The following is a 26,643-nucleotide window of genomic DNA, read 5'->3' as shown; positions in this document are numbered from 1 at the left end:
CAAGGAGCTCAACAGCCCCAACGACATCGTGTGCAGCCGGTCCGGCGAGATCTACTTCACCGACCCGACGTACGGGCGCATGGACTACTACGGGGTGAAGCGCGACCCGGAGCTCGCGTTCCGCGGCGTGTATCGGGTCGGCCCGGACCCGAAGTCGTCGCGGCTCCTCGCCGACGACTTCGAGCAGCCCAACGGGCTCTGCTTCACGCTGGACGGCGCGCGGCTCCTCGTCAACGACACCGCGCGCAAGCACATCCGCGTCTTCGACGTGACGCCGGACGGCGGGCTCGCCGGCGGCGCGGTGTGGGCGGAGACGCCGGGCGACGCCCCGGGCGCGCCCGACGGCATGAAGCTCGACTCCGCGGGCAACGTGTACTGCTGCGGCCCCGGCGGCATCCACGTGTTCGCCCCCGACGCCACGTGCCTCGGGGTGATCCACGTCCCCGAGCGCACGGCGAACTTCGCGTGGGGCGACGACGACCTGCGGTCGCTGTACATCACCGCGTCGACGTCGGTGTACCGGATGCGCGTCCAGGTCCCCGGCCTCTCCGCGCTCTAAGCCCGAGACCCCTCATCCCAAGGAGGCTCAGTATGTGGCGACTCTGCTCCCTGCTCCTCGCCGCGGTCCTCGCCTGGCCGTTCGGCGCCGACGCCCAGTCCGGCAAGCCGATCAAGATCGGGTTCCCGATGATCCTCTCCGGCCCCGGCGCGCTGTTCGGCGAGCCCGCGCTCAAGGGCGCCCAGATGTACGTGGAGGAGGTCAACGCCAAGGGCGGCGTGCTCGGCCGGAAGCTCGAGCTGCTGCCCCGCGACACCAAGGGCGACGCCAACGAGGCGGTGCGCGTCTCGCGCGAGCTCATCCTCAAGGAGAACGTCGACTTCCTGGTCGGCACGCTGACCTCGGCCGAGGGGCCGGCCGTCTCCGTGGTGGCCAAGGAGAACAAGATCGTCTTCATCGCGCCGATTCCGAAGACCGATCAGCTCACCGCCGCCGACAAGCTGCATCCCTACGTCTTCCGCGTCGCGGCCAACACCACCATGGAAGGACGCAGCGCGGCCGAGATCGTGGCCAAGTGGCCGGTCACGAAGGTCGCCACCATCGCCTTCGATTACGCCTACGGGCAGGACGTGACCAAGGCCTTCGTCGAGCACCTCAAGAAGCTCAAGCCGAGCGTGCAGATCGTCGACCAGCAGTGGCCCAAGCTCGGCGAGCCGGACTACACGCCGTTCATCAACGCCCAGATGGCGAAGAAGCCGGACGCCGTGTTCTCGTCGCTGTGGGGCGGGCACTTCGTGAACTTCGCCAAGCAGGCGAAACCCCTCGGCTTCTTCGACGCGGTCAAGTACAACTTCATCGGCGTGGGCGAGGCCGGCTCGCCCGAGACCACCAAGTCCATGGGCAAGGACTATCCGGTGGGGATCTGGGGCAACTCGTACGACGCCTTCTACTGGGGCGAGACGGCGGCCCACCGAGACTACACGGCGCGGCTATCCAAGTACTTGAAGGACGAGTATCCGTCCTCGTGGGCCATCCAGGGCTATACCGGCATGCAGTTCCTCGCCGAGGCCATCGCGAAGGCGGGCAGCACCGATTCGGACAAGGTGGCGAAGGCCCTCCTCGGCCTCACGATCGACACGCCGATCGGGAAGCAGACCATCCGGGAAAAAGATCACCAAGCGAATCGTGGCCAGCTCTACGGCAAGACGGTGAACGATCCGAAGTATCCGTTCCCGATCATGAAGCCGGTGGAGTACGTGGATCCGACGAAGTTCATGGACTAGCGCGCGATTGACGGGCAAGCGGACCCGGGCGGGGGCGCACCCCCTCTGCTCAATACAGCATTCGCCGGGGGCGCGCCCCCGCCCGCGCCCGCTTGCCCTCACGCTCGATCGTTCCCGCACTCCGTCACACCCACGCCCTTCTTACATGCGTATTTGCGCTTCCTTCCCTGACCTGGATGCCTGAGCTGTCGTTCGTCATCGCGCAGTGCCTGAGCGGGCTCACCGCGTCGATGTTCCTTTTTCTGATCGCCTCGGGCCTGTCGTTGATCTTCGGAGTGCTGCGGGTGCTGAACTTCGCGCATGGGACGTTCTACATGCTCGGGGCCTACTCGGCGTATCAGGTGGTCCAGTGGCTGGGCACCGGGCCCGTCTCCTTCTGGGTCGCCGCGCTCGGTGCGGCGGCGGGGGTGGCCATCCTCGGCGGCCTCGTGGAGCGCTTCCTCTTCCGGCATCTCTACGGAAAGGAGGAGCTCTACCAGCTGCTGTTCACGTACTCGCTGGTCCTCATCCTCGGCGACGTCGCCAAGATCATCTGGGGCACGCAACAGAAATCGGTGGGGCGGCCGCCCGGGCTCACCGGCTCCTTCACGGTGGCCGGCATCACCGTGCCGCACTACAACCTTTTCATCCTGCTGCTCGCTCCCAGCATCGCGCTGGCCTTCTGGTTCGTGCTCCAGCGCACGCGCGCCGGCCGCTTCATCCGCGCCGCCGCGCTGGACCGCGAGACCCTCGGCGCGCTCGGCGTCAACGTGAGCGCGCTCTACACGGGCGTGTTCGTCCTCGCCTCGTTCCTGGGCGGTCTGGGCGGCGCCCTCATCACGCCGATGCGCGCGATCGTGCCCGGCATGGACACGGACGTGATCGTGGACGCCTTCGTGGTGGTGGTGATCGGCGGGCTCGGCTCGTTTTGGGGAACGTTCCTGGGCGCGCTGATCTACGGCCAGGTCCTGTCGTTCGGCATCCTCTTCTTCCCGCGCTTCTCGATCTTCGCCATCTTCGCCCTCATGGCCACCGTGCTCGTCATCCGCCCCTGGGGTCTGCTCGGCCGGCCGCTGAAATGACCGGCCACGGCTCGGCGATGGTCGCAGGCCGCCCGATCGAGGCGGTGGGGGGGCCTGGGGGAGGAGCGGCGCCGCTCCCCCCCAGATTCGAATAACCCGATGCGGCGAATTCCCTGGGGCCTGCTCATCGTGATCGCGGCGTTCTTCGTGCCCTCGCTGGGCTCGCGCTTCTACACGTTCCTCGCCAACGATGTCGTGATCTGGGCCCTCTTCGCCACCAGCCTCAACCTCCTCGTCGGCTACACCGGCCTCGTCTCGTTCGGGCACGCCGCGTACTTCGGGATCGGCGCCTACACCACCGGCATCCTCATGAAGAAGCTGGGGGTGTCGTTCCTCCTCGCCTTCCCGGCCGCCGGCGTGGTGGCGGGGCTCTTCGCGGTGTTCTTCGGCTTCTTCTGCGTGCGCCTCACGCGCATCTACTTCGCGATGCTGACGCTCGCCTTCGCCCAGATCGTGTGGGCGATCTGCTTCAAGTGGAACGAGGTCACCGGCGGCGAGCAGGGCATGCCCGAGATTCCCTACCCGGACTTCGGCTGGGTGGACAAGGCGGCGGGAGTGCTCCCGTTCCTCGGCGGCTATCGCACGTCGGACTACTTCTACTTCACATGTCTCATCCTGGTCGCCCTCGCGCTGTGGGTACTCCGGAGAATCGTCGCCTCGCCCTTCGGCCGTATGCTGACGACCATCAGAGAGAATCCCGAGCGCGCGGAGTTCATCGGAGTGAACGTACGGCGCTACGAGCTCGCCGCCTTCACCCTCGCCGGCCTCTTCGCCGGACTCGCCGGCGGGTTGTTCGGGATCTTCAATCGAGGAGTCTTCCCGGACTTCGCCTACTGGACCAAGTCATCCGAGGTGCTGATCATGACCCTCCTGGGCGGCATGGGCACCTTCGTGGGGCCGAGCGTCGGGGCGCTCGTCCTCATCTGGCTGAACCAGCAGATCGTCTCCTACACCGAGTACTGGCCGCTCGTGCTCGGCACCATCCTGGTCCTCCTCCTCTTCGTGTTTCCGGGCGGCCTGGCCGGGGCCGCCCAGAGCCTGGTGCGCGCGATGCAACGGAAGCGGGGGCCGGCCCGTGCTTGACGTGCGCGGCCTCACCAAGAGCTTCGACGGCTTCCTGGCGGTGGGCGGGGTGAGCTTCACGGTGGCGCAGGGCTCGATCAGCGCGATCATCGGGCCGAACGGCGCGGGCAAGACGACGCTGTTCAACCTCATCACCGGCCATCTCCGGCCCGACGCGGGCCAAGTGATGCTCAAGGGCCGCGACATCACCGGCATCGCGCCGCACGATCTCTGCCGGCTCGGCATGGGTCGCTCCTTCCAGCGCACCAACATCTTCCCGCGCCTCACCGTCTTCGAGAACGTGCAGGCGGCCTACGTCTCGCATCGCGGCCGCGGCTGGAGCCTCTTCCAGAACGTCGCCCGCCTGTACGAGGACGAGACGGCGGCCATCCTCCGCGCGGTCGGCCTCCTGGGCCATGCCCACGAGGAATCGGGCTTCCTCTCGCACGGCGGCCAGAAGCAGCTCGAGCTCGGCATCGCGCTGGCCCTGGAGCCGGAGATCCTCCTCCTGGACGAGCCCACCGCGGGCATGTCGGCCGGCGAGACCCGCGAATCCATCGCCCTCATCGAGCGGCTCGCCCGCGAGCGGCGCCTCACCCTGCTCTTCACCGAGCACGACATGGAGGTGGTGTTCTCCATCTCCCAGCGCATCACCGTGCTCCATCAGGGCAAGGTCATCGCGGACGGCCCGCCCGCGGACGTGCGCCGCGATCCCGAGGTCCGGCGCGTGTATCTGGGGGAGAAGCACGCGTGAGCGAGCCCCTCCTCCGCGTCCACGACCTCTACACCGCCTACGGCCTCTCCCAGGTCCTGTTCGGCGTCTCTCTCGAGGTGGGCCGCGGCGAGTGCGTGTGCCTGCTCGGCCGGAACGGGGTGGGCAAGACCACGACGATGCGCAGCATCATGGGCCTGACCCCGCCCGCGCGCGGCCGCGTCGAGTGGAAGGGGCGCGAGATCACCGGCCGGGCGCCGCACGAGGTCGCCAAGGCCGGGCTCGGCTTCGTGCCCGAGGACCGGCGCATCTTCTCCGACCTCACGGTGTGGGAGAATCTCGACGTCGCGACGCGCGGCGCGGGAAAGCCCCGAGGCTTCACGCTGGAGCGCGTGTACGAGCTCTTCCCCAAGCTATCCGAGCTGCGCGACCGCCAGGGCGGCTTCCTGTCGGGGGGCGAGCAGCAGATGCTCACGATCGCGCGCACGCTCATGGGCAACCCCGAGCTGCTGCTGCTCGACGAGCCCTCGGAAGGCCTGGCCCCGCTGGTCGTCGAGCACCTGGGCGAGCAGATCGGGCGGCTCAAGCGCGAGGGCCTCACCATTCTCCTCGCCGAGCAGAACGTAGACTTCTCGCTCGACCTCGCCGACCGCGTCTATGTGCTCGAGAAGGGCGCCGTACGTTACGAGGGGACGGTGGCGGCGTTCCGCACCGACGACTCCATCCGCCACCAATATCTCGCCCTGTAGGAGGACGCCATGGACATCGGCTGCCATCTGCCGACGCAGGGCCCGCTGGCCAACGGCGAGGCGCTCGTCGCCTTCTGCCGGGCCGCGGAGTCGCGCCGGATCGCCTCGCTGTGGGTGAGCGATCACGTGATCTTCCCCCGCCACGTGCCGCCGGGTTATCCGGGTGGCCGCTTCCCCCACCCGCCGGACAAGGAGTATCTCGAGCCGGTGGCGGTGCTCTCCGCGGCGGCGGTGCTGACCCAGCAGGCGAAGCTCGGCGCCTCCGTGTTCATTCTCGGCCATCGGCACCCGGTGGTCATGGCCAAGCTCCTCACCAGCATCGAGGCGCTCTCGAACGGGCGGCTCATCTGCGGCGTCGGCGTGGGCTGGTGGAAAGACGAGCTCGAGATCCTGGGCGTGCCCTTCCACGCGCGCGGTCGGCAGGCGGACGAGATCCTGCGCGTCTTCAAGGCGCTGTGGACCCAGCAGAACCCCTCCCACGACGGCGAGTTCTACAAGTTCCGCGACCTCGGCTTTGCCCCCAAGCCCGTCCAGAAGCCCATGCCGCCCATCTGGGTGGGCGGCGACAGCCCGGGCGCCTTCCGCCGCGTGGTCACGCTGGGCGACGGCTGGCATGCGACCTCGAAGACGCCCGCCCAGCTCCGCGAGGGGCTCACCAAGCTGCGCGCGGCCGCGGAGGCGGTGAAGCGGCCGTTCGACTCCCTCACGCTCAGCATCCGCAATCCGCTGCGCGACGACGAGCTGGCCCAGGGCAAGCAGGCGGTGGTGGATCTCCTCGCCGAGTACAAGCGGATCGGCGTGAAGCACATCGTGCTCGATTTCCGGAGGGACGATCTCGGCCGGATGATCGAGATCCTCGATTTCGTCACCGGCACCGTCCGCCCCGCGGTGGACGCGGCCTGAGCGGCGCGCGCATGGCGGGAGACGCGGCGGCCCGGCGGCTCGCCCGCTTCGTGCTCGGGCTGCGCCTCGAGAACGTGCCGGAGCCGGTGGTGGCCCGCGCGCGCCTCCTCGTGCTCGACACCCTCGGCAACTGCCTGGCCGCGGCGCCCGATGACTTCGCCAGGGCGGTCACCGAGACGGCGGCCCGTCTGGGCGGGCCGCGCGAGAGCACGCTGCTCGGCTCGGGCGCGCGGGTGGGCGCGCCGAACGCCGTGCTCGCGAATGCCACCCTCGCCCACGGCCTCGACTTCGACGACACGCGCGAGGACGCCATCGTGCACACGGGCTGCGTCGCCGTCACCGCCGCGCTGGCCGCCGCCGAGGCGGCGGGCGCCTCGGGGCGCGAGGCCCTGGCCGCGTCGATCGCCGCCGTCGAGGTGATGTGCCGTGTGGGCCTGGCCGTGCCGGGCGCCTTTCACGCGCGGCACTTCCATCCCACCGCCATCACCGCCTCCTTTGCCGCCGCCACCGCCGCGGCCCGAATCCGTAAGCTCTCGGAGGATCAGCTCGTCCAGGCCTTCGGCATCTGCGGCAGCCAGGCCTCGGGCATCATCGAGTACCTCACGGATGGCACGTGGACCAAGCGCCTGCATCCCGGCTGGAACGGGCATGCGGGCATGATCGCCGCCGTGCTCGCGGAGTCGGGCTTCACCGGGCCGGAGACGGTGCTGGAAGGCGCGCACGGCCTCTACGCCGGCTTCGCGGGCGGCCATGACGCGGGCCGCCTGGAGGGGCTGCTCGCCACGCTCGGGAACGCCTGGGAGCTGGCCGAGCTCACCTTCAAGCCCTACCCCTGCGGCTCGATCGCGCAGCCGTACATGGACTGCGCGATGCGCCTCCGCACGCAGCACCGGATCGCGCCGGCCGAGATCCGCGCCATCACCTGCCGCACCGCCGCGGGCCCGCTGCCGCGCCTCTGGGAGCCCCTGGCGTCCAAGCACGCGCCGCCGAACGGCTACGCCGCGAAGTTCAGCCTGCCCTATCTCGTCGCAGTGATCCTCGTGAAGGGCCGGGCCGGGCTCGCCGAGTTCGAGGACCGCGCGGTGCGGGACCCCGACGTGCTCGCGGTGACCCGCCGGGTCACGTACGTGATCGATCCCGCCATCGACTACCCGCGCCAGTTCGTGGGCGACGTGGAGATCACGCTGAACGACGGCCGCGTGCTCCGCGAGCGCCAGGACCGACCCCGCGGCGGCCCCGACGCGCCGCTGACGCGCGAGGAGCTCGAGGCCAAGTTCCGCGGCAATGCCGGCGGGCTGACGCCGGCCCGCATCGAGCGGGCGATCCGCCTGGTGGACACGCTGGACACCGAGGCCACGCTCGCCGATCTCTTCACCGCCGTCGCTCCCGAGAGGAGCTGACCATGCCGTGTCGCGCCCTCGCCCTGCTGCTCGCCGCCGTGCTCGCCCTCCTCTCCCCCGCGCCCGCGGCGGCCCAGGCGCCCCCCGCCGCCGCGCCGGCCTCGGTGCTCGAGGCCGCGAAGAAGGAGGGCAAGGTGGTCTGGTACACCTCGCTCGCGCTGCCCAGCGCCGAGAAGGTGGCCAAGCTCTTCGAGGCGGCGTACCCGGGCATCAAGGTCGAGGTGAACCGCACGGGCTCCCAGCGCATCCTCCAGCGCGTCATGCAGGAGCTCCAGGCCAACATCAAGAACGTGGACGTCATCCACACCTCGGACGCCGGCCACTTCGTGCTGCTCAAGGACAAGAAGCTCCTCGCCCGCCACGTGCCCGCGGGGGTGGATGTCTTTCCCGCCGGATTCAAGGACAAGGACGGCTACTACTTCGGCCTGCGCGCCACCCTGAACGTGATCGCCTACAACACCCAGAAGGTGACGGCCGCGGAGGCGCCGAAGACCTGGAAGGATCTCCTCGATCCCAAGTGGAAGGGCAAGCTCGTCACCGCGCATCCGGGTTACAGCGGCGTCATCTCGACGCACGTGCTGGCCCTCGTGCATCTCTACGGCTGGGAGTATTTCCAGCAGCTCGCGAAGAACAGCGTGATGCTCGTGCAGTCGGCGGTCGATCCATCCGGCGTGGTGGCCTCGGGCGAGCGGCCGGTGGCGGTGAACGGCGGCGAGTACACGTTCTATCAGGCCAGAAAGAAGGGCAATCCCGTGGAGATCGTGTATCCGAAGGAAGGCGTGCCGCTGGTCGTCTCCCCCAGCGCGATCGCCGCCTTCGCGCCGCACCCGAACGCCGCCCGCCTCTTCACCGACTTCAGCTTCACCAAGGACGTGCAGCAGGTGATGGCGGACAGCGAGGGACTCTACTCGGGGCATCCCGAGGTGAAGTATCCCGCCGACAAGCCCAAGCTCGGTGACCTGAAGCTGCTCGCCCCCGATCCGGAGGAGCTGGAGAAGCGAAGCGAGGAGATCAAGAAGCGCTTCGTGGAGTTCTTTGGCGCCTAGGGACAGCGGCCCCCGCGGGCTCGACCGCGCGCTCCCGGTCTGGATCGGGACCGCGCTGGCGCTGGTCGTCCTCATGGGCCTGCCGCTGGGCTGGCTCGCCCACATGAGCGTGAGCGGCGAGTCGGGCTACACGCTCGCCCGCTACCGTGACGTCTTCGCCGATCCCGCGCTGCAGAAGGCGCTGTGGAACACGGTGGTGCTGTCCTTCTGGGTGGGCGTGGCCTCCGTTGCCGTCGGCGCACCGCTGGCCTGGCTGACCGCGCGCACCGACGTGCCGGGACGGGGCCTCATCCGCGGGCTCGTGCTCGCCTCCTTCGTCACGCCCCCCTTCCTCGGCGCCTTCGCCTGGGTGATGCTCGCGGGGCCCAATGCGGGCTACCTCAATCGTCTCTGGCGCGCGGTCACCGGTGTCGAGGCCCCGCTCGTCAACATCTTCACGATGCCGGGCCTGATCTTCGTGGTGACGATCTACACCTTCCCCTACGTGTACATCATGGTCGCCAACACGCTGGCCCTGATCGCCTCCGACATGGAGGAAGCGGGGGCGATCCTGGGAGCGGGGCGGCTCTGGGTCGCGCTCACCATCACGTTCCCCATGGTGCTGCCCGCGCTGGTGTCCGGCTTCATCCTCTCCGTCCTTCAGGCCCTCGCCCTGTTCGGCTCCCCCGCCATCCTGGCGCTGCCTGCGGGCTTTCACACCATCACGACGCAGATCTGGTCGCTCTTCCAGTTCCCGCCCAAGGTGGAGATGGCGGCGGCCTTCTCGGTGCCGCTGCTCCTCGCCACCATCGTGCTCTTGTGGCTGCAGAAGCGCTTGCTCGGACGCCGCGGGTACGCCGCCGTCGGCGGCAAGGGCGGCCGGCGGCGCGTCATCCCGCTGGGCCCGTGGCGCTACCCGGCGCTCGGCGCCTGCCTCGTCGTAATGGCGGCCGCGATCTTCCTGCCCTACGGCATCCTCGCCAAGGCCGCCTTCTCCAAGGCGTGGGCCCAGCCGCTCACGTGGGACAACCTCACGCTCGGGAATTTCGCCTTCACGTTCTTCCAGTACAGCGCGACGCGCGACGCCGTCGTGAACACGCTCGAGCTGGGGCTGCTCACCGCGACCGTCGGCGCGGGCCTGGTCGCTCTGCTCGCCTACATCGCGAGCCGGCGGCTCGTGTTCGGGTATCAGGTGGTGGCCTTCCTCGCGCTGGTGCCCGTGGTGATTCCCGGCGTGGTGCTGGCGGTGGCGCTCTTCATCGCGTACACGCGGCCGCCCTTCGTGCTCTACGGCACGCTCTGGATCCTCTTCATCGCCTACCTCACCAAGGAGATGCCGGTGGGCTATGCGCAGTCGGACGCCACCTTCCGCGGCATCCCGCCGGACCTGGAGGACGCCGGTCGCATCCTGGGCGCGGGCCGCCTGCGCGTGCTGGGCGACATCACCGGCCCGCTCGCCCGGAGCGGCGTGATCGCCGCCTGGTGCTTCATCTTCATCGGCGTGATCCGCGAGCTGTCCGCCTCCATCATCCTGTTCACCCCGAACACCAAGGTGATGTCGGTGGTGCTGTTCGACCTGAAGGAAGAGGGCCAGTTCGGCGCCATCGCGGTGCTGGGCCTGCTCATGCTCGCGCTCACCTTCGCCACCGTGACGCTGGTGCAGGCGGTGCTGGGGCACGATGTGCTGGGCGCGCGCGACTGATGCCGGGCATCACGCTCCGCGGGCTCGCCAAGCGCTACGGCGACTTCGCCGCGGTGGACGACCTCTCGCTGGACGTCCGGGCGGGCGAGCTCGTCGCCCTCCTCGGCCCCTCGGGCTGCGGCAAGACCACCACGCTGCGGCTGGTGGCGGGCTTCCTCAAGCCCGAAGCGGGCGAGATCCGCGTGGGCGACCGCCTCTTGTCGTCGCCGGCGGCAGTCGTGCCCCCGGAGCGGCGGCGCATGGCCATGATCTTCCAGAGCTACGCCCTCTGGCCGCACATGACGGTGGCGCAGAACGTGGGCTATGGCCTGCGCTTCAAGGGCGGTGTGGCGCGCGCCGAGCGCGCGGGGCGCGTGAGCGCGATGCTGAAGGTGGTGCGCCTCGACGGCCTCGAGGCGCGCTATCCCGGCGAGCTCTCGGGGGGCCAGCAGCAGCGGGTGGCGGTGGCGCGGGCGCTCGTGGTCGAGCCGGAGGTGCTGCTGCTGGACGAGCCCCTGTCCAATCTGGACGCGAACCTCCGCGAGGAGATGCGCTTCGAGATCCGCCGGCTGCACGAAGCCTTCGGCATCACCACGCTCTACGTGACGCACGATCAGGCCGAAGCGATGGTGATCTCGGACCGCATCGCCGTGCTCGAGCGTGGCCGCGTCGCCCAGGTCGGCACCGCGGACGCGCTCTTCCACGCCCCGCGCACGCGCTTCGTCGCCGAGTTCATCGGCAAGACCAACGTGGTGGAGGGCACCGCGATGTCGGCCGACACCCTCGAGCGCAAGGGCCTGCGGCTGCGCATGGCGGGCGCCGCGCTGCCGCCGGGCCGGCGCGCCGCGGTGTCCATTCGGCCCCACCTGATCGCGCTCCATGCGCCGGCGCCGGCGGGCGCCGATGGGACCAATCACCTGCGCGGCGTCGTGCGTCGGGCCGCGTTCCTCGGCGACACGGTCGAGTACGAGGTGGAGGTGGAGGGCGCGGACCTCGTCCTCCGGGTGGCCGCGCCGGTCTCGCCGCGCCTCACCCCCGGCGCGGCGGTCACTCTCGGCATCGATCCCGCCGCCTGCGTGCCGCTGGCGGACGAGGACCCGGATGGGCTACGCTCCCCTTAGCGGGGAGGGACCACGCATGCACTTCGGGCTCTTCGTCGAGGAAGCGCGACCCGGCTACACGCAGGCCCAGGCGTTCCGGGAGGCCCTGGAGCACGCCGACACCGCCGAGGCCATCGGGCTCGACTGCGTGTGGCTGGGCGAGATTCACTTCAACCCGACCCGCTCCGTCATCTCCGCCCCACTCGTGATGGCCACCGCCATGGCGACCCGCACGAAGCGCGTCCACGTGGGCACCGCGGTGCAGGTGCTCCCGCTGGGCAATCCCCTGCGGATCGCCGAGGAGGCCGCCACCCTCGACCAGCTGAGCGAGGGCCGGTTCCAGATGGGCGTGGGCCGCAGCGGCGCCGCGCGCACGTACGACGTGCTGGGCATTCCCTACGGCGAGAGCCAGGCGCGCTTCAAGGAGTCGCTGGCCATCATCCGCGAGGCGTGGAAGGGCAAGCCCTTCAGCTGGGACGGCGAGTTCTACAAGTTCCAGAGCGCCCTCGTGACGCCGCGGCCGTATCAGAATCCTCACCCGCCGCTGCGCATGGCGGCGAACAGCCCGGAGACCTTCGCCCAGGTCGCGCAGCTCGGGCTGGGGCTCTTCGTGGGCCTGCGCGACCACGACACCACCGATCTCGGGGCGCACGTGCGAAGCTATCGCCAGGCCTGGCGCGAGGCCGGACACCCCGGCCAGAGCAGTGTCTATCTCCGCATTCCCATCTACGCCGGCGAGACGGACGCGGCGGCGCAGGACGAAGCGCGAGAGAGCATCACGTACTTCTTCCAGCGCCATGCCGAGCTGACCCAGTCGAGGATCGGCCGCGCCGGCGCCGGGCCGTCCGCGCGGAACGCCGCGCAGCTCACGCATCTCCAGCACATGACCTACGACGAGATCTGCCGGACGCGCGTGGCCTTCGGAAGCCCGCCGGCTCTGATCGAGCGCCTCCGCGAGCTGCGCGAGTCGCTCGACATCGACGGCGTGATCATCGAGCCCAATGCCGGCGGCCTCATCCCCGCTCCGCTCGCGATGAAGAGCCTGCGCCTCGTCGCCGAGCGCGTGCTGCCCGCCTTCAAGTAGCTCGCGCCCGGGGACGCGAGGCCGGGCGAGCCGGCCGCCTTACTCGAGGACCTGATCCGCCCGCAGCAGGACCGCCGCCGGGATCGTGAGGCCGAGGGCCCGCGCGGCGCGCGCGTTGATGACGGTGTCGAACTTCGTCGGCTGCTCCACCGGCAGCTCGCTGGGCTTGGCTCCCTTGCGGATCCGGTCGACGTACACGGCCACTCGGCGGTACATCTCGCGGATGCTCCCGCCGTAGAACACGAGGCCGCCCACCTCGAGGTACTCCTTGCCGGGATACATCGAGATCAACCGCTGCTTGGCGGCGAACGCCACGATCCGGCCCCGGTACGATGCGATCAGCGGGTCGGCGGTGGTCATCATGGCGTCCGGGTGGCTGCGCGCGATGCCGGAGAACACCTCGTCGAGGTCGTGCGGTCCCCGCATCCGGTACGGCTCGACGGTGACGGAGAGCGACCGGGCCCAGCGCCGCGTCTCGTCGAGCGCGATCACCGCACCCTGGTTCTCCGGGTTGTAGATCAGCGCCACCCGCGCGAGGCGCGGCGCGATCTCCTTCAGGAGCTCCAGCCGCTTGCCGTACTCCGCCCCGTCGAACGCGACCCCGGTCACGTTCCCGCCGGGCCGAGCGTAGCTCGCCACGAGCTGCTGCTGCACCGGGAACGCGACGTTGGCAAAGATCACCGGGACGGTCGACGTGGCCCCGCGCGCCGCGCGGGTCGCCTGCGTCCCCGCGGTGCAGATCACGTCCACCTTGAGGTTGATGAGCTCACGGGCGAGACCAGGCAGCTGCTCCGAGCCGCCCTCGGCCCAGCGCGACTCGATCGCGAGGTTCCGGCCTTCCTGGTAGCCGAGCGCGCTCAGGCCCTCGCGGAGCGCGTCGAGATTCGTGCCGCCCGCTTCCTGGCCGGCCGGCGAGAGCCAGCCGACCCGATACGTGCCGGACGCGCTCTGGGCGAGGGCGCCGAGCGGTGTCAGCAGAGCTCCCGCTCCGACGATGGACTGCGCCAGCCACGCGCGGCGTCCGATCACGCGCGGACTATAGTGCATCGCGATGCCCGGCGGCAAGCGCGTCGTTCAGCTGCGTGGGCCCGCCCAGCCCCTCCAGATCGCCTCGACTCGCGCCATCGCCGCCGCGGGCAGCGGGCCCTTGGCCATGCTGGCTGCCGCGAACTCGAGGTGCTCGAGCGTGGAGTAGCCAACGAGCACGGTGGACACGCCCGGGCTCGACAGCGGGAAGCGCAGCGCGGCCTCCACCACGCTGCCCGCGTGGCCCTCGCGCACGAGCGCGTCCAGCTCGCGGCCGCGCCGCACGTCCGCCACGTAGTCCGGCCCCGACGCGATCGGCTCCACCGACGGCGCGGCCACGGCATGGCGCGACTCGGAGCCGGACAGCGCCCCGCCCGCGAGCACGCGGATCACGATGGTGCCCACCCCGGCGGCGCGGGCCCGCGGCACCACCCCGTCGAAGTCCTGGGCGGGGAAGCCCGCGGGCACCGGACCGGCCGCGCTCGGGTTCAGGAGGTTCAGGCACACCTGCGCGGTGTCGAGGACGCGGGCATCGAGCACTTGCGAGAGCGAGGCGGTCTCGCCGAGGGCGGTGATGCCGTAGAAGCGCGTCTTGCCCGCCTGCTTGAGCTTGTCGAGCGCTGGCACCACCTCTTCGAGCACCTGGCGCGCGTCCACTCCGCGCGGGTGGCCCGGCTCGATCACGTTGTGGAGCTGAAGCAGGTCCACGCGCTCCATCTGCAGGCGCTTGAGGCTCGCCTCCAGCGCCGCGGGCACCGCGGCAGCGATGCGCCCGCGCTCGTCGGGGGTCAGGCGCACCTTCGTCCCCACATACGCCGACGGCTTGAGCGCCTTCCACACCCGCCCCAAGCTCTTCTCCGACTCGCCGTCCCCGTAGATCGGCGCGGTGTCGAAGTAGTTGATGCCGAGCTCGAGCGCGCGTGCCACCGCGCGCTCCTGATCGCGCGCCGCCCCGCGGGTCATGAGGCCGCCGACGGCGCCGCAGCCGAAGCCCAGGGGAAACACCTCGAGACCGGTCCGGCCGAGCGTGCGGCGCTCCATCAGCGTCTCCTTTCGTGGCGAGTATCGATGTGGGATAGTACGGCATGGACTGCTGCGGACACGAGGGACTCGGCGCCGGCGACGCGCGCTTCGAGATGCGGAAGATCACCGACGGCGTGCACGTGGCGGTGGCGGCGCCCGCCTACAAGGTCAACTGCAACACCGCCATCATCGAGAGCGACGACGGCGTGATGGTGGTGGATACCCACTCCAAGCCCTCCGCGGCGCGCGTGATCGTGCAGGAGCTCCGCGCCCTCACCGCGCGGCCTGTGCGGTACGTGGTCAACACGCACTTTCACTGGGATCACTGGCACGGTAATGAAGTCTACCCCGCCGCGTATCCCAATGCCGAGATCGTGACCAACCAGATCACCCGCGAGGCCATGGTGAAGAAGGGCCTTAAGCGCATCCAGGACCACGTGCGGCAGATGCCCGCGGAGATCGCCAAGATCCGCGCGGATCTCGCCGCCTCGACCAACGTTGATCAGCGCGTCAGGCTCCAGGACGACCTCAAGCTCGCCGAGGCGTATCAGGCGGAGGTCGGCGCACTCAAGCCCGCGCTGCCCACCATGGCCTTCGAGCGCACGATGACGCTCTACCGGCGCGACCGCGAGATCCACCTCCTCTATCTCGGGCGCGCCCACACCGAGGGAGACGTCTTCGTCTATCTCCCCAAGGAGAAGGTCGTGATCACCGGCGACGCGGTGATCGGCTGGACGCCCTTCATGGGCGACGGCTACCCCGAGGACTGGGTGAGCACGCTCGACCGGCTCGCCGAGCTGGACTGGACTCATCTCATCATGGGACATGGTGAGCCGGCCGGGCGCGACTGGCTGAAGACCTTCCGCGGCTACGTCCACGACATGGTGGCGGCGGTGCGCAAGGAGGCGGGGCGCGGCGCCACCCTCGAGGAGACCAAATCCCGGGTCACCGCGCGGCTCGCGCCCACTTACGAGAAGCCGTTCTCCGTCTACGGGTCCTACCGTCCCTGGCGCGCCGGCCTGGCCGCCAACGTCGAGCGAACCTTCTCGATGGTGAGCTGAGGAGTCCGCCGATGGCCAAGACCTTCGTCGTCACCTGCCCCTGCTGCAACGGTCGTCTGACCATCGATCCCGCGCTCGAGGCGGTGATCGCCCACGAGCCGCCGCCGCGCCAGAAGTCCGGCATGGACCTCGGCGGCATGCTGTCCTCGCTCAAGGGCGAGGCGGCGCGCCGCGAGCAGCTCTTCAAGGAGCAGATGGAGGCGGAGAAGAACAAGGGCAAGGTGCTCGACCGCAAGTTCCAGGAGAGCATCAAGAAGGCGAAGGACATGCCCGACGAGAAGCCGTTCAATCCCATGGATCAGGACTAGGGGCTTGGCGGGGCCGGATCTCACCGGCCAGCTCCTCAAGCGGGTCAGTCGGTCCTTCTATCTCTCGCTGGCCGTGCTGCCCGCCGCGGTCCGGCCGGTGCTCGGCATCGCCTACCTCCTAGCGCGCGCCGCCGACACCATCGCGGATACTCGCCTCCTTCCCCGCAACGACCGGCTCCGGCATCTCGCGGCGCTCCGGGACGAGCTGGACGGCGGCGCGCCCGGCCGCCTCGACGCCATCGTCGCCGCCACCCGGCCGAGCCAGACGCTGGCCGCCGAGCGCGAGCTGATCGACCGGCTGCCCGACGCCCTGGCCGCCTACCGCACGCTACCCGCGCCGGACCGCGGGCGCGCCCGGCGCGTGCTCGGCACCATCGTCGAGGGCATGACGTGGGACCTCACCACGTTTCCCGGCGAGGACGCGGCCGGGCTCGCCGCCCTCGAGACGCGCGCGGAGCTCGATCGGTACACCTACATGGTGGCGGGCTGCGTGGGCGAGTTCTGGACGGAGGTGCACATCGCCCACCGGCCGCGCCTCCGGCGCTGGGATCCGGCGAAGATGGCGGCGCTCGGCGTCCGCTTCGGCAAGGGACTTCAGCTCACCAACGTGCTGCGCGACATCCCCCGCGATCTCCGCCAGGGTCGCTGCTATCTCCCCAGCCGCGAGCTCACGCTGCTGGGCCTGGAGCCGCGCGATCTCCTGGATCCCGGTATCGGCCCGTCGCTGCGTCCGCTGCTCGTCGAGCTTCTCAACGTGGCGCTCGACCACTACGAGGCGGGCTGGCAGTACACGTTCGCGATCCCCCGGACGGAGCCGCGCATGCGCCTGGCCTGCGCGTGGCCGCTCCTGATCGGCCTGCGCACCCTCGATCTCCTCGCGAAGGCGCCCAACTGGCTGGATCCCGCGGTGGCCCTCAAGGTCCCGCGCGTCAGCGTATACGGCATGATGGCGCGCTCGCTCGGAACCGTCTGGTCCGCGCGCGCGCTCGGCCGCCAGGCGCGGCGGCTGCGCGCCCGCATCGCGCTGTAGGGCGAGCCGCAGCCGTAGGCGAGGCGAGCAATCACAAAGAGAGGGGGCTAGAGGCGCCGGTAGGTCTCGGGCGCGAAGCGCGCGAAGAGGACGGCCACCAGCACCACCAGCGCGGCGGTGGTCGTGAGCGTGGCGTCCGCGCCCGCGAGATCGGTGGCGATGCCCAGGGCCACCGGGCCCACCACGTACCCGAGGTCGCCGATCATGCGGTAGGCGCTCATGGCCGCGGCATTCATGCCCGGCGGCGCCACATCGGCGGCATACGCGGCGGGGGCGGCGCCGCCGATCCCCGCGGCCACGCTCCACGCCACGCAGCCCGCGAGGAACCACGCGTAGGACGGCGCGACCAGGAACACGATCAGGGAGACGCCCGACATCACGGTGGCGGGCACGATCACCGTCTTCCGGCCGTAGCGGTCCGCGAGGACACCGGCCGGATACGCGAAGGCCAGCCCCACGATGCTCGCCACCGCGAGGCCGAAGCCGATGCGGTCGGCGGTCAGCGCGAGCCGCTCGCGGGCGAGGACGGGGATCACGCTGAAGAGGCCCCCGGTGCGCGCCACCGCGCCCATGAAGGCGGTGAGGCCGACGAGGGCGAAGCCCACCCTCCCCACGAGGAGGCGCAGCTGAGCGGCGAAGGAAGCGGGCGCGGCCCCCGCCGCCGCCGCGGTGGCCCGCGCGCCGGGCAGATCGCGCGTCTCCGGCACGTAGAAGAAGGCGAGGACCGCGGCGAGCGTGCCCGCCGCCGCGTAGAAGAGGAACGGCGCGGCGAGGCCGTAGCGCTCGGCGAGCAGGCCGCCGGGCAGCGGGCCCACGCCGACCGCGAAGAGGAAGGTGCCCTGGTACACCGACATCACGCGGCCCCGCTCGACGGGCGTCGTGATGTCGGCGAGCACGATGGTGCCGGTGGTCACCACGAGCGCGGCCCCGGCGCCGGAGACGAAGCGCGCGACCACGAACGTGGAGAAGTCCGGCGCGTAGCCGCACAGGAGATTGCCGGCGGCGCTCACGAGGCCGCCCAGCGCGAGCACCGAGCGCCGGCCGACGCGATCGGCCAGCTGCCCCGCGGGCAGCGCGACGAGGAAGCGCGCGAGGCCGTAGATCCCCACCGCCAGCCCGATGGCCGACTGGAGCACGCCGAACGAGCGTGCGTAGAGCGCGATCACCGGGACGATGCTCCCGAATCCCAGCTGATTCACGGCAATGAGCACGCACATCCAAATCAGGATACGATTGCGGCCGGGATCGGGCATTGACCGCTACCGTGCATCACCCGAGGAGGAAATGGCAATGGGATTCGGCTTCGCGCTCTTCGCCGGCATCGCCCCCGACGTCATCCGCGGCTCCGCGCGGGAAGCCGAATCGCTCGGCTACGACTCGTTCTGGGTCAACCACCCCGGGCCCGTCGACGGGCTCGCCTCGCTGGCCCACGCCGCGCGCGAGACCCGGCGGGTCGCGCTCGGCGTGGGCGTGATCCCGCTCCATACGCGCGGGCCGGAGGCCATTCTCGAAGGCGTCAAAGCCCAGGCGCTGCCGCTCGACCGGCTGCTGCTCGGCGTGGGCAGCCCCAATCCCAAATCGCTCGAGCGCGTGCGGAACGGCGTGGCCGCGCTGCGCGCGGGGGTGAAGACGCGCATCGTCGTGGCCGCGCTCGGGCCGAAGATGTGCCACCTGGCGGGCGAGGTGGCGGACGGCGTCCTCTTCAACTGGCTCACGCCCGCCTACGCGAAGAAGGCGGCGGAGTGGGTGCGGGCGGGCGCCGCCGCGGCGAAGCGTCCCGCCCCGCGCACCTACGCCTACGTCCGCCTCGCGATGGGCGATGCCGCGATGAGCCGCCTCCAGGACGAGAGCGATCGCTACGCGGCCATCCCCGCCTACGCCGCGCACTTCCAGCGCATGAACACGAAGCCCATCAATACCGCGATCGCAGGAAAGAACGAGGATGATGTGAGGGCGGCGGTGGCGGCCTGGCAGGGCGCAGTCGACGAGGTGGTGTTCCGCGCCATCACCGCGAAGGACACCGCGGAGGAGACGCTCGCCCTCGTGCGGGCGGCGGCGGCGCGCCGCTAGCGGGGTGGGCCGCGCCGTCCCGTTCGTCCAGGCCGACATCTTCACCACGCGCGCCTTCGCGGGGAATCCCGCGGGCGCGGTGCTGGATGCGGACGGTCTCGACGAGGCCGCGATGGGCCGCATCGCGGCGGAGATGCGACTGGCCGGCACGTGCTTCGTCGCGCGCGCGACCAAGGCCGGCGCCGTGTACCGCCTGATCTATCGCTCACCCACCCGTGAGATCCCGTACTCGGGCCACACGACGCTGGGCGGCGTGCACGCGCTGCTCGAGGCCGGCCGCCTCGGGCCGGGCGAGGCCCTCTTCGACACCGCGGTCGGGCTCCTGCCCGTCACGGTCGAGCGCCGAGGAGACACGACCGTGATGTGGCTGGCCCCGAAGGTCGAGCCGCCGCGCGCCTTGCCCGCGCCGCTGCCTCCGCTCCTGGCCGCCCTCGGGGTCGCCCCGGAGGCGCGGGGCGACTGGGCGCGGCCGGCGCTCACTGCCGACGCCGATGTGCTGCTCCCCATCGTCGGCCTCGACGCGCTCCGCGCGCTGCGTCCCGACATGGCGGCCCTCGGCGCCTTCGCGTCAGCGCACGGCCTTCGCGGCACGTGCGTGGTCTCGCGCGAGACGGTGGAGCCCGCGTCCGCGTCGCACTGCCGCTTCTTCGCTCCCACGTTCGGGATCCCCGAGGACATCGTGACCGGCTCCGTGCATTCACCGCTCGCCCTGTGGCTGGCGGAGGCCGGAGTCGTGAGGCTTCGCGACGGCGGAGCGGCGTTCACCGCCGAGCAGGGCGACACCGTCGGGCGGCCGGGACGGCTCGCGATCGAGATCGAGCGAGGCGACGGGCCGGCGCCGCGCGTCCGCGTGGGCGGGTCCGCGGTGACGGTGCTGAGCGGCAGCCTGCGCCTCTAGTCCCTTACGGGCAGCGCGAAGAGTGTCGCGGGGTCGATGCGGGCGCGGCCCGCCTGCACCTGGAAGTGAAGATGCGGCCCGGTGGCGCGGCCCGTCGATCCCACTCCGCCCAGCGTCTCGCCCCGGGTCACGATCGCGCCCTCGGCCACGTCCACCCGGTCCAGGTGCATGTAGAGCGTGTAGAGGCCCAGGCCGTGATCGAGCACCACGAGGCGGCCGCCGAAGAAGAAGTCGCCCACCAGCGCCACACGTCCCCGGTTCGCCGCCACCACCGGCGTGCCGCGGTCCGCCGACCAGTCGGTGCCGCCGTGCGGGCTGCGCGGCTTGCCGTTGATCACACGCCGCGAGCCGAAGCCCGACCCGGGCCCCTCGGCGGCCACCGGGAGCGTGAAGCGTCCCTGCCAGAAGCGCTCGGGCGTGGCGGTGTCGTAGAGCGTGCGAAGCTGCGCCGCCTCGGCGTTGGCGCGCCGCTCGCTCTCGGGATCGAGGTCGACCATGTAGTCCGGCAGGCTCAGACGCTGCTCGGGGAAGGTGCGCCGGCGAATCGTCACCGTGCCGGCCTTCTGCCGCGCGGCGCCCGCCGCGTCGATCACGCCCACGCGCCACGTGCCCTTGCGCGGCGCCGCCTCGAGGTCCACTCCGACGACCGCGGCCCAGCTCTCGCCGTAGGTAAAGAACGTGAGGGGCCGGCCGTCGAGGCTTCCCTCGACCTGGCGGGCGTTCTGCGCGCCGGTCACGAGGACGAAGACCATGTCGCCCTGCCGCGGCGCGGTGGGCGTCACGAGCACGGTCAGCGCGGGCGCGCGCCCGGGCGGCACGGCGCGCGCGAAAGGCGGAGCGAGGAGCAGGGCAAGCAGGAGCGGCAGGACGGCGACGGCGCGAAGGGCCCGACGCGAGCGCATCCCGGCGGCGCGCGCGATCAGGGCGAGGATTCGGGACGCTGCTGTCGCAGGAACTGCTCGATCTCGGCCACGAGGTCGCTCGACGGGGGCAGCTCGTCGCGCGTCTCCTTCGCGGCGGGCGGGTCTTCCTCGCCCTCCTCTGGCTTCTTGCGCTCGAGCTTCTTGATGTAATCGGCGATCTTCGCGTTCTGCGACACGATCTCCTCGAGGTTCTGGTCGAACTGCTTGGCGGACTCCTCGAGGTCGTTCAGATCCGCCTCGGCGTTCAGCAGGGCCAGCACCCGCCGCACCAGCGCCAAGGAGGCCTTCGGGTTCTCGATGCCGGAGATGTAGTGCGGGACATTCGCCCAGAGGCTGGCCGTCGGGAAATCCTGCTCGCGGGCCAGAGTGTTGAGCACGCCCACGATGCCGGTGGGCCCCTCGTAGCGGGTGGGGCGGATGCCGAGCCGCGCCGCCAGCTCGGGATCGTGCGAGCCGCCGGTGAGGCGCACCGGCCGCGTGTGCGGGACCTCCGCGAGCAGCGCGCCCAACGTGAGGATCAGCGACGAGCCGGCGCGGCGCGCGAGCTCCAGCACGACGCCGCAATAGGTCCGCCACTTGAGGTGCGGCTCCACCGCGACGCCCACGATGATGTCGCGGTCGAGCGCGTCCGGCTGGGAGAGGGAGAACTCCGTGACCGGCCAGATCACCTCGCGTTCGGTCTTCGAGCCCGCCTTGAAGCGGACGTGAGGACGCGAGAGGCCGAAGTGGTAGAAGTCCTCGGGATCGATGCTCGCGAAGGGACGCGACGGCCACACCTGAGCGAGATAGCGCGCCGCGCCGGTGGCGGACTCGGCGGCGTCGTTCCAGCCGGCGAAGGCCAGGATGAGAATGGGCCGGCGTAGGCCGGCGGGTTCTTCGTGAATGGTCAGGGGGTCCGTCACGTCGTGTCCGCCCGGTGGGGCGTCGTCATGGACTTTGCCTCAGAAGCGTGGGTCCTGCAAGGAGAAAAGCGTGCCGAAGTGAGCGCGAGGACAGTTGCGGCTCGGACCCGCACTCGGTATCATAGCGGTCGATCGCTGACGTTCGTCCCCACAGGAGGTTGTGATCATGCACGGTCGTCTCGTCGGCTCAGCCCTGGTGCTTTCGATCGCGGTGATCGCCAGCGGCTGCGCGACCTCAGAGGAGTGGGCGGAGTGGCGGTCGCACAGCAGCCACTTCGCCTCCGGGCAGCACGCCACGTTCTCGCTGAAGAACCGCGAGGGAACCGCGCCGCGCGTGGCGCGCAGCGACATCGAAGCCGCTCGAGCCGAGAACTGGTGGGGCAAGGCCATCACGGTCAGTCCCGACCAGATCTTCCAGAACTAGCGGCCGTGGTGGCGCCCCGCTGGGCAGCAACCGGGCTGCTCGTCGTCGCGCTGGGCGCCGGGGTCGCGCCCGCGCCCGCCGGCCCCGTCGAGGACAAGCTGATCCCGCTCGAGCGCTATGCCACTCCCAAGGCGCGGGCGCTCGGCTCCAGCCATCAGCAGCAGCTGCTCAAGTACTCCGAGTACGTCTACGGATGCCTCCCGTGGCTCGACGTGCAGAAGCAGAGCATCGGCTTCCAGCGGCCGAAGTTCGCGGAAGGCGACGACCGCTACTTCTCGACCTGGATCATCGTGGATCAGAAGGACGATCCCCAGTTCGCCGCCATTCCCCAGGCGCGCCGGATGTCGGCCATGTTCTCGCGCTTCGGGATGGACCTGATGCGGCGCATGGCAACGGTCCACGACGTGGTCGCCGACGCCAACGTCGAGGGCTTCTCGGTGGTGACCAGCTGGCTCAAGCCGGGCTCGCTGGCTCCCGGCTCCCAGCCGGTCAACGAGAGCATCGCGGTGTTCGTGGACAAGAAGAGCGCGCTCGACTACATGGAGAAGCGTATCAGCGCCGCCGAGCTGACGACCAAGGTCCGGTCGCTGGCGTTCGACGGGCAGAAGGACCTCGGGGTCATCCCGCTCGAGATCTGGGACGACTTCTTCATGGCCACCTACCAAGTGCCGAACTACGATCCGCCGCCGGGGGTCACCTGCTAGGCTGGGACTCATGAAGCGCCCCATTCGCCAGAAGACGCAGTTCTCGCTCATCTACGTCCTCATCGCCGCCGTCGTCCTGTCCGTGGTGCAGAGCTGGCTCGTCGCGCCGCCCACCGTCGAGATCCCGATGAGCCGCTTCCTCGCGCTGCTGCGCGAGGACAAGGTCGACAAGGTCGCGGTCACCGACAAGGAGATCCAGGGCACGCTCAAGCCGGGCGCCCTCCCCGCCCCCGCCCCGAGGCCCGGCGACCGGGTGCGCTCGTTCTTCGGCGCCGAGCCGGGTCCCACCGTGTTCCGGACCACCCGCATTCCCGGGGTGGACGACTCGAGTCTGGTGAAGGAGCTCGAGGCGCACAAGGTCGAGTTCGCGGGCCGCATCGAGAACACCTTCTGGCGCGACCTCCTGTTCGGCTGGGTGCTGCCGCTGGCCGTGATGGCGGGCATCTGGATCTTCCTCATGCGGCGCATCGGCGGCGGGCCCACTCAGGCCCTGTCCTTCGGACGGTCGAAGGCCAAGATCTACGACCGCCGCGAGCTCAAGACCACCTTTGCCGACGTGGCAGGCGTGGAGGAGGCCAAGGCGGAGCTGATCGAGGTGGTGGACTTCTTGAAGAACCCGAAGAAGTATCAGCGCCTGGGCGGCCGCATTCCCAAAGGCGTGCTCCTGGTGGGCCCGCCGGGCACCGGCAAGACCCTGCTCGCCCGGGCCGTCGCCGGCGAGGCCGACGTGCCGTTCTTCTTCCTCTCGGGCTCGGAATTCGTGGAGATGTTCGTGGGCGTGGGCGCCGCGCGGGTGCGCGATCTCTTCGAGCAGGCCAAGGAAAAGGCCCCCTGCATCATCTTCATCGACGAGCTGGACGCCATCGGGAAGTCGCGCGCGGGCAATGCGGGGCTGCTGGGCGGGCACGACGAGCGCGAGCAGACCCTCAATCAGATCCTCGCCGAGATGGACGGCTTCGACTCCTCCAAGGGCGTGATCATCATGGCCGCCACCAACCGCCCGGAGGTACTGGACGCGGCGCTGCTGAGAGCCGGCCGCTTCGATCGGCAAGTCGTGGTGGACCGTCCCGACGTCAAGGGCCGCGAGGCCATCCTGCGCGTGCACGCGCGGAACGTGCAGCTCGCCCCCGAGGTAGACCTCCGCGTGCTCGCCGCGCGCACCCCCGGCATGGCGGGCGCCGACCTCGCCAACCTCATCAACGAGGCGGCGCTGCTCGCCGCGCGCAAGGGCAAGAGTCAGGTCGAGATGGCGGATCTCGAGGAGGCGGTGGACCGGGTGATCGGCGGGCTCGAGCGCCGCAGCCGCGTCCTCTCCGAGAAGGAGCGCGACATCGTGGCCCATCACGAGATCGGCCACGCTTTGGTCGCGAGCTCGCTGCCCCACGCCGATCCCGTCCACAAGGTCACGATCATTCCCCGTGGAGTCGGTGCGCTCGGCGCGACGTATCAGCTGCCGCTGGAAGACCGCTATCTCCTCACCCGCAGCGAGCTGGAGGATCGCATCGCCGTGCTCCTGGGCGGGCGCGCTGCCGAGGAAGTCGTCTACGGCGAAGTGTCCACCGGCGCCCACAACGACCTCGACCGGTCGACGGAGATGGCCCGCCTCATGGTCATGCAGTACGGCATGTCCGAGAAGCTCGGCCCGCTCACCTTCGGCGGCGGCCAGCAGTCCCTGTTCCTCAAGGGCGCGGGCGTGCCGGTCGAGCGAGAGTTTGGCGAGGACACCGCGCGCACCATTGACGAGGAGACGCGCGCCATCGTGGACCGGATCTACGACCGCGTGCGGGGTCTCATGACCGCGAAGAAGAGCGTGCTCGTCGCCGCCGCCGCGGAGCTGAAGCAGCGTGAAACCATCGAGGGCGACCGGCTGCGTGAGCTGCTGGCCGGAGCCGTGGAGGGTTCTCGATGATCTCGATACGCCGCCGCACCGTGCTCGTGATGCTCCTGCTCGCGCTGGCTGTCGGCGCGGCCGGCGGCTGGGCAGTGAGCCAGGCCCAGAGCGACAAGACGCCGGCGGCCAGCACGTCGGCCTTCGTCGGCAGCGAGGGGGCGCGCGTGGTCCCCGCCGCGCTCCCCCTGGCCTCGGGAAGCTTCGCCCAGGTGGTGGAGGCAGTGGGGCCGGCGGTGGTCAACATCAACACGTTCACGCGCGGCAGTGGGCGCACGCCCGTCGAGGAGTTCTTCGGTGACGAGATCTTCCGCCGATTCTTCGGCGACGTGCCGGAGCGGGAGCAGCAGCAGCGGAGCCTGGGCTCGGGCGTCATCGTCGATCCCTCCGGGATCACCCTGACCAACGCCCACGTGGTGGAGCGCGCCACTGACATCGAGGTGGTGACGTCGGACGGCAAGAAGCACAAGGCCAAGGTGGTCGGCGTGGACCGGCGCACCGACCTCGCCGTGCTCCGCCTGCAGGGCGGCGGCCCCTACCGCGCGGCGGCCCTCGGCGACTCCGACCGGATGCGGGTGGGCGACTGGGTGCTCGCCATCGGCTCGCCGTTCGGGCTTCAGCAGACGGTGACCGCCGGCATCATCAGCGCCAAGAGCCGCTCCCTCACCGGCGGCCCCTTCGACGACTTCCTCCAGACGGACGCCGCCATCAACCCCGGCAACTCGGGCGGCCCGCTCGTGAACATGAGCGGCGAGGTCGTCGGGATCAACAGCGCGATCCTCTCGCGCTCGGGCGGCAATGTCGGGATCGGCTTCGCGATCCCCGTCAACATGGCCAAGCGGATCTACACCGAGCTGGTGGCCAAGGGGAAGATCACGCGCGGGTGGCTGGGCGTGTCCATCCAGCCTCTGACCCCGGAGTTGGCCAAGAGCTTCGGCCTCAAGGAAGCCAAGGGCGTGCTGATCTCGGACGTGATTGCGGAGAGCCCGGCCGAGAAGGCGGGCGTGCAGGCCGGCGACATCATCACCGAGTTCGACGGCAAGAAGCTAGACGGTCCGCAGGACCTCCAGCGCGCCGTCGCGAGCGCGGCGCCCGGCAAAGCGATGGCGATGACGCTTTGGCGCGACAAGGCGACCAAGTCGGTGGAGATCCGCATCGGCGAGACCCCCGACGAGAACGTGGCGGCCAAGCCCGGCAACAATCGCGGGAAGAGCCTGCTCGGGCTCGACGTGCGGCCGATCACTCCCGACATCGCGCGCCAGCTCAACCTGCGCAACACCGAGGGCGTCGTGGTGGCGCGCGTGGACGATGATAGCGCCGCCGCGGAGGCGGGGCTTCTACGCGGGGACGTCATCCGCGAGGTGAACCGGCAGCGGGTGCGCTCGCTCCAGGAGTTCGAGCGCATCACCCGCGACGTGAAGGAGGGCGACCGCGTCACCGTGCTGCTTCAGCGCGGCGCCCAGGCCCTGTACGTGGCCTTCACCGTGGCCCGGGGCTGAGCTCAGACGCCGCCCCTTGAACACAAGCGAGGCTGCTCGTCGAGTTGCCGAGGTTCTAATAGACCTCTTGCTCGTTCTTCCGGTCCGCCGTGTTCGGCCCTTGCAGAAAGTCCTGCGGTACGTGACTCAAGAGGTGCCCGTTTTTCCGACCATCTCGAGCGCGCGACGCCTCCGCTACGCGCAGCTCCGCGCGACATTCCTCGACAATGGTGCAACATCGAGGTACGACCGGACTGCTCGAGAGCGGTTGGTACAAAAGTTCGAACGTATCGACCGCGAAGTACCAAGCAAGACATCGGCCAGCGACGGCCTCTTTCTAGCCGAAGCG

26 protein-coding genes are annotated in these 26,643 nt (G+C 70.3%); 21 read left to right on the top strand and 5 right to left on the bottom strand.

Annotated elements, in window-relative coordinates:
- From VFX14_10075 to VFX14_10020, 12 genes are all read left to right on the top strand, one after another.
- Positions 1 to 559, top strand: a 559-nt coding sequence (locus tag VFX14_10075) for an SMP-30/gluconolactonase/LRE family protein (protein ID HEU5190024.1), incomplete at its 5' end; no start/stop codon positions are given.
- A gap of 32 nt (positions 560 to 591) precedes the next feature.
- Entirely contained in the window at positions 592 to 1,782 is a 1,191-nt protein-coding gene (locus VFX14_10070) for an ABC transporter substrate-binding protein (GenBank protein HEU5190023.1), read from the top strand.
- A gap of 176 nt (positions 1,783 to 1,958) precedes the next feature.
- Positions 1,959 to 2,843, top strand: a complete 885-nt coding sequence (locus VFX14_10065; GenBank protein ID HEU5190022.1) for a branched-chain amino acid ABC transporter permease — start codon at positions 1,959 to 1,961, stop codon at positions 2,841 to 2,843.
- A gap of 99 nt (positions 2,844 to 2,942) precedes the next feature.
- Positions 2,943 to 3,926 carry a branched-chain amino acid ABC transporter permease gene (locus tag VFX14_10060; GenBank protein HEU5190021.1) on the top strand — a complete coding sequence of 328 codons (984 nt, stop codon included), beginning with the start codon at positions 2,943 to 2,945 and terminating at the stop codon, positions 3,924 to 3,926.
- Positions 3,919 to 4,659, top strand: coding sequence for an ABC transporter ATP-binding protein (locus tag VFX14_10055; protein ID HEU5190020.1), 741 nt, complete (start codon positions 3,919 to 3,921; stop codon positions 4,657 to 4,659). Before VFX14_10060 ends, VFX14_10055 begins: the two co-directional genes overlap by 8 nt.
- Entirely contained in the window at positions 4,656 to 5,366 is a 711-nt protein-coding gene (locus VFX14_10050) for an ABC transporter ATP-binding protein (GenBank protein HEU5190019.1), read from the top strand. The genes VFX14_10055 and VFX14_10050 overlap by 4 nt, the downstream gene beginning before the upstream one ends.
- Before the next feature lie 9 nt (positions 5,367 to 5,375).
- Complete coding sequence (locus VFX14_10045) at positions 5,376 to 6,269, top strand: TIGR03619 family F420-dependent LLM class oxidoreductase (GenBank protein ID HEU5190018.1); 894 nt, start codon at positions 5,376 to 5,378, stop codon at positions 6,267 to 6,269.
- 11 nt (positions 6,270 to 6,280) lie between these two features.
- Positions 6,281 to 7,669, top strand: a complete 1,389-nt coding sequence (locus VFX14_10040; GenBank protein ID HEU5190017.1) for an MmgE/PrpD family protein — start codon at positions 6,281 to 6,283, stop codon at positions 7,667 to 7,669.
- Between the two features lie 2 nt (positions 7,670 to 7,671).
- On the top strand, positions 7,672 to 8,715 hold the full coding sequence (locus tag VFX14_10035) for an extracellular solute-binding protein (protein HEU5190016.1): 1,044 nt from the start codon (positions 7,672 to 7,674) through the stop codon (positions 8,713 to 8,715).
- Positions 8,705 to 10,396 carry an iron ABC transporter permease gene (locus VFX14_10030; protein HEU5190015.1) on the top strand — a complete coding sequence of 564 codons (1,692 nt, stop codon included), beginning with the start codon at positions 8,705 to 8,707 and terminating at the stop codon, positions 10,394 to 10,396. The genes VFX14_10035 and VFX14_10030 overlap by 11 nt, the downstream gene beginning before the upstream one ends.
- Positions 10,396 to 11,496, top strand: coding sequence for an ABC transporter ATP-binding protein (locus VFX14_10025; GenBank protein HEU5190014.1), 1,101 nt, complete (start codon positions 10,396 to 10,398; stop codon positions 11,494 to 11,496). Before VFX14_10030 ends, VFX14_10025 begins: the two co-directional genes overlap by 1 nt.
- Positions 11,497 to 11,512: 16 nt before the next feature.
- A complete protein-coding gene (locus tag VFX14_10020; GenBank protein HEU5190013.1) occupies positions 11,513 to 12,559 on the top strand; it encodes an LLM class flavin-dependent oxidoreductase in 1,047 nt (348 codons plus the stop codon).
- Between the two features lie 39 nt (positions 12,560 to 12,598).
- Here the strand turns inward: VFX14_10020 and VFX14_10015 are convergent, their stop codons facing one another.
- Both VFX14_10015 and VFX14_10010 read right to left on the bottom strand, forming a co-directional pair.
- Positions 12,599 to 13,588, bottom strand: coding sequence for an ABC transporter substrate-binding protein (locus VFX14_10015; GenBank protein HEU5190012.1), 990 nt, complete (start codon positions 13,586 to 13,588; stop codon positions 12,599 to 12,601).
- A gap of 45 nt (positions 13,589 to 13,633) precedes the next feature.
- Positions 13,634 to 14,626 carry an aldo/keto reductase gene (locus VFX14_10010; protein ID HEU5190011.1) on the bottom strand — a complete coding sequence of 331 codons (993 nt, stop codon included), beginning with the start codon at positions 14,624 to 14,626 and terminating at the stop codon, positions 13,634 to 13,636.
- A gap of 44 nt (positions 14,627 to 14,670) precedes the next feature.
- On the opposite strand from VFX14_10010, the gene VFX14_10005 reads away from it, so the two are divergent.
- The 3 genes from VFX14_10005 to VFX14_09995 are packed head-to-tail and all read left to right on the top strand — an operon-like array spanning position 14,671 to position 17,007.
- Positions 14,671 to 15,669 carry an MBL fold metallo-hydrolase gene (locus VFX14_10005; GenBank protein ID HEU5190010.1) on the top strand — a complete coding sequence of 333 codons (999 nt, stop codon included), beginning with the start codon at positions 14,671 to 14,673 and terminating at the stop codon, positions 15,667 to 15,669.
- A gap of 11 nt (positions 15,670 to 15,680) precedes the next feature.
- The gene (locus tag VFX14_10000) at positions 15,681 to 15,977 is read left to right on the top strand and encodes a hypothetical protein (protein ID HEU5190009.1); all 297 of its coding nucleotides are present in this window, start codon (positions 15,681 to 15,683) and stop codon (positions 15,975 to 15,977) included.
- 4 nt (positions 15,978 to 15,981) lie between these two features.
- Positions 15,982 to 17,007 carry a phytoene/squalene synthase family protein gene (locus VFX14_09995; protein HEU5190008.1) on the top strand — a complete coding sequence of 342 codons (1,026 nt, stop codon included), beginning with the start codon at positions 15,982 to 15,984 and terminating at the stop codon, positions 17,005 to 17,007.
- Between the two features lie 47 nt (positions 17,008 to 17,054).
- On the opposite strand, the gene VFX14_09990 is transcribed toward VFX14_09995, so the two are convergent.
- Complete coding sequence (locus VFX14_09990) at positions 17,055 to 18,260, bottom strand: MFS transporter (GenBank protein ID HEU5190007.1); 1,206 nt, start codon at positions 18,258 to 18,260, stop codon at positions 17,055 to 17,057.
- A gap of 37 nt (positions 18,261 to 18,297) precedes the next feature.
- Here VFX14_09990 and VFX14_09985 point away from each other — a divergent pair, with 37 nt between their 5' ends.
- Together VFX14_09985 and VFX14_09980 are read left to right on the top strand one after the other, a co-directional pair.
- A complete protein-coding gene (locus VFX14_09985) occupies positions 18,298 to 19,077 on the top strand; it encodes an LLM class flavin-dependent oxidoreductase (protein HEU5190006.1) in 780 nt (259 codons plus the stop codon).
- A 4-nt stretch (positions 19,078 to 19,081) separates the two neighbouring features.
- Entirely contained in the window at positions 19,082 to 19,975 is an 894-nt protein-coding gene (locus VFX14_09980; GenBank protein ID HEU5190005.1) for a PhzF family phenazine biosynthesis protein, read from the top strand.
- On the opposite strand, the gene VFX14_09975 is transcribed toward VFX14_09980, so the two are convergent.
- Together VFX14_09975 and VFX14_09970 are read right to left on the bottom strand one after the other, a co-directional pair.
- Positions 19,972 to 20,877: a M23 family metallopeptidase gene (locus tag VFX14_09975; protein HEU5190004.1), complete on the bottom strand. Its 906-nt coding sequence runs from the start codon at positions 20,875 to 20,877 to the stop codon at positions 19,972 to 19,974. The genes VFX14_09980 and VFX14_09975 overlap by 4 nt on opposite strands.
- A 17-nt stretch (positions 20,878 to 20,894) precedes the next feature.
- Positions 20,895 to 21,800, bottom strand: coding sequence for a PAC2 family protein (locus VFX14_09970; GenBank protein ID HEU5190003.1), 906 nt, complete (start codon positions 21,798 to 21,800; stop codon positions 20,895 to 20,897).
- Positions 21,801 to 21,966: 166 nt separating this feature from the next.
- Between VFX14_09970 and VFX14_09965 the strand changes: the two genes are divergently transcribed.
- Genes VFX14_09965 through VFX14_09950 form a run of 4 tightly spaced genes read left to right on the top strand, consistent with a single transcriptional unit; the run spans position 21,967 to position 26,315 of the window.
- On the top strand, positions 21,967 to 22,224 hold the full coding sequence (locus tag VFX14_09965; protein HEU5190002.1) for a hypothetical protein: 258 nt from the start codon (positions 21,967 to 21,969) through the stop codon (positions 22,222 to 22,224).
- A gap of 8 nt (positions 22,225 to 22,232) precedes the next feature.
- Positions 22,233 to 22,928: a hypothetical protein gene (locus VFX14_09960; GenBank protein HEU5190001.1), complete on the top strand. Its 696-nt coding sequence runs from the start codon at positions 22,233 to 22,235 to the stop codon at positions 22,926 to 22,928.
- Between the two features lie 10 nt (positions 22,929 to 22,938).
- The gene (ftsH, locus tag VFX14_09955; protein HEU5190000.1) at positions 22,939 to 24,837 is read left to right on the top strand and encodes an ATP-dependent zinc metalloprotease FtsH; all 1,899 of its coding nucleotides are present in this window, start codon (positions 22,939 to 22,941) and stop codon (positions 24,835 to 24,837) included.
- Positions 24,834 to 26,315, top strand: a complete 1,482-nt coding sequence (locus VFX14_09950) for a DegQ family serine endoprotease (protein ID HEU5189999.1) — start codon at positions 24,834 to 24,836, stop codon at positions 26,313 to 26,315. Before ftsH ends, VFX14_09950 begins: the two co-directional genes overlap by 4 nt.
- The last annotated feature ends 328 nt before the right edge of the window (positions 26,316 to 26,643 follow it).

It is taken from the genome of Candidatus Methylomirabilota bacterium (assembly GCA_035764725.1).
Lineage (GTDB): Bacteria > Methylomirabilota > Methylomirabilia > Rokubacteriales > CSP1-6 > DASRWT01.
The sequence above is the reverse complement of the archived record's forward strand: the minus strand, read 5'-3'. Positions and strand labels throughout refer to the sequence as shown.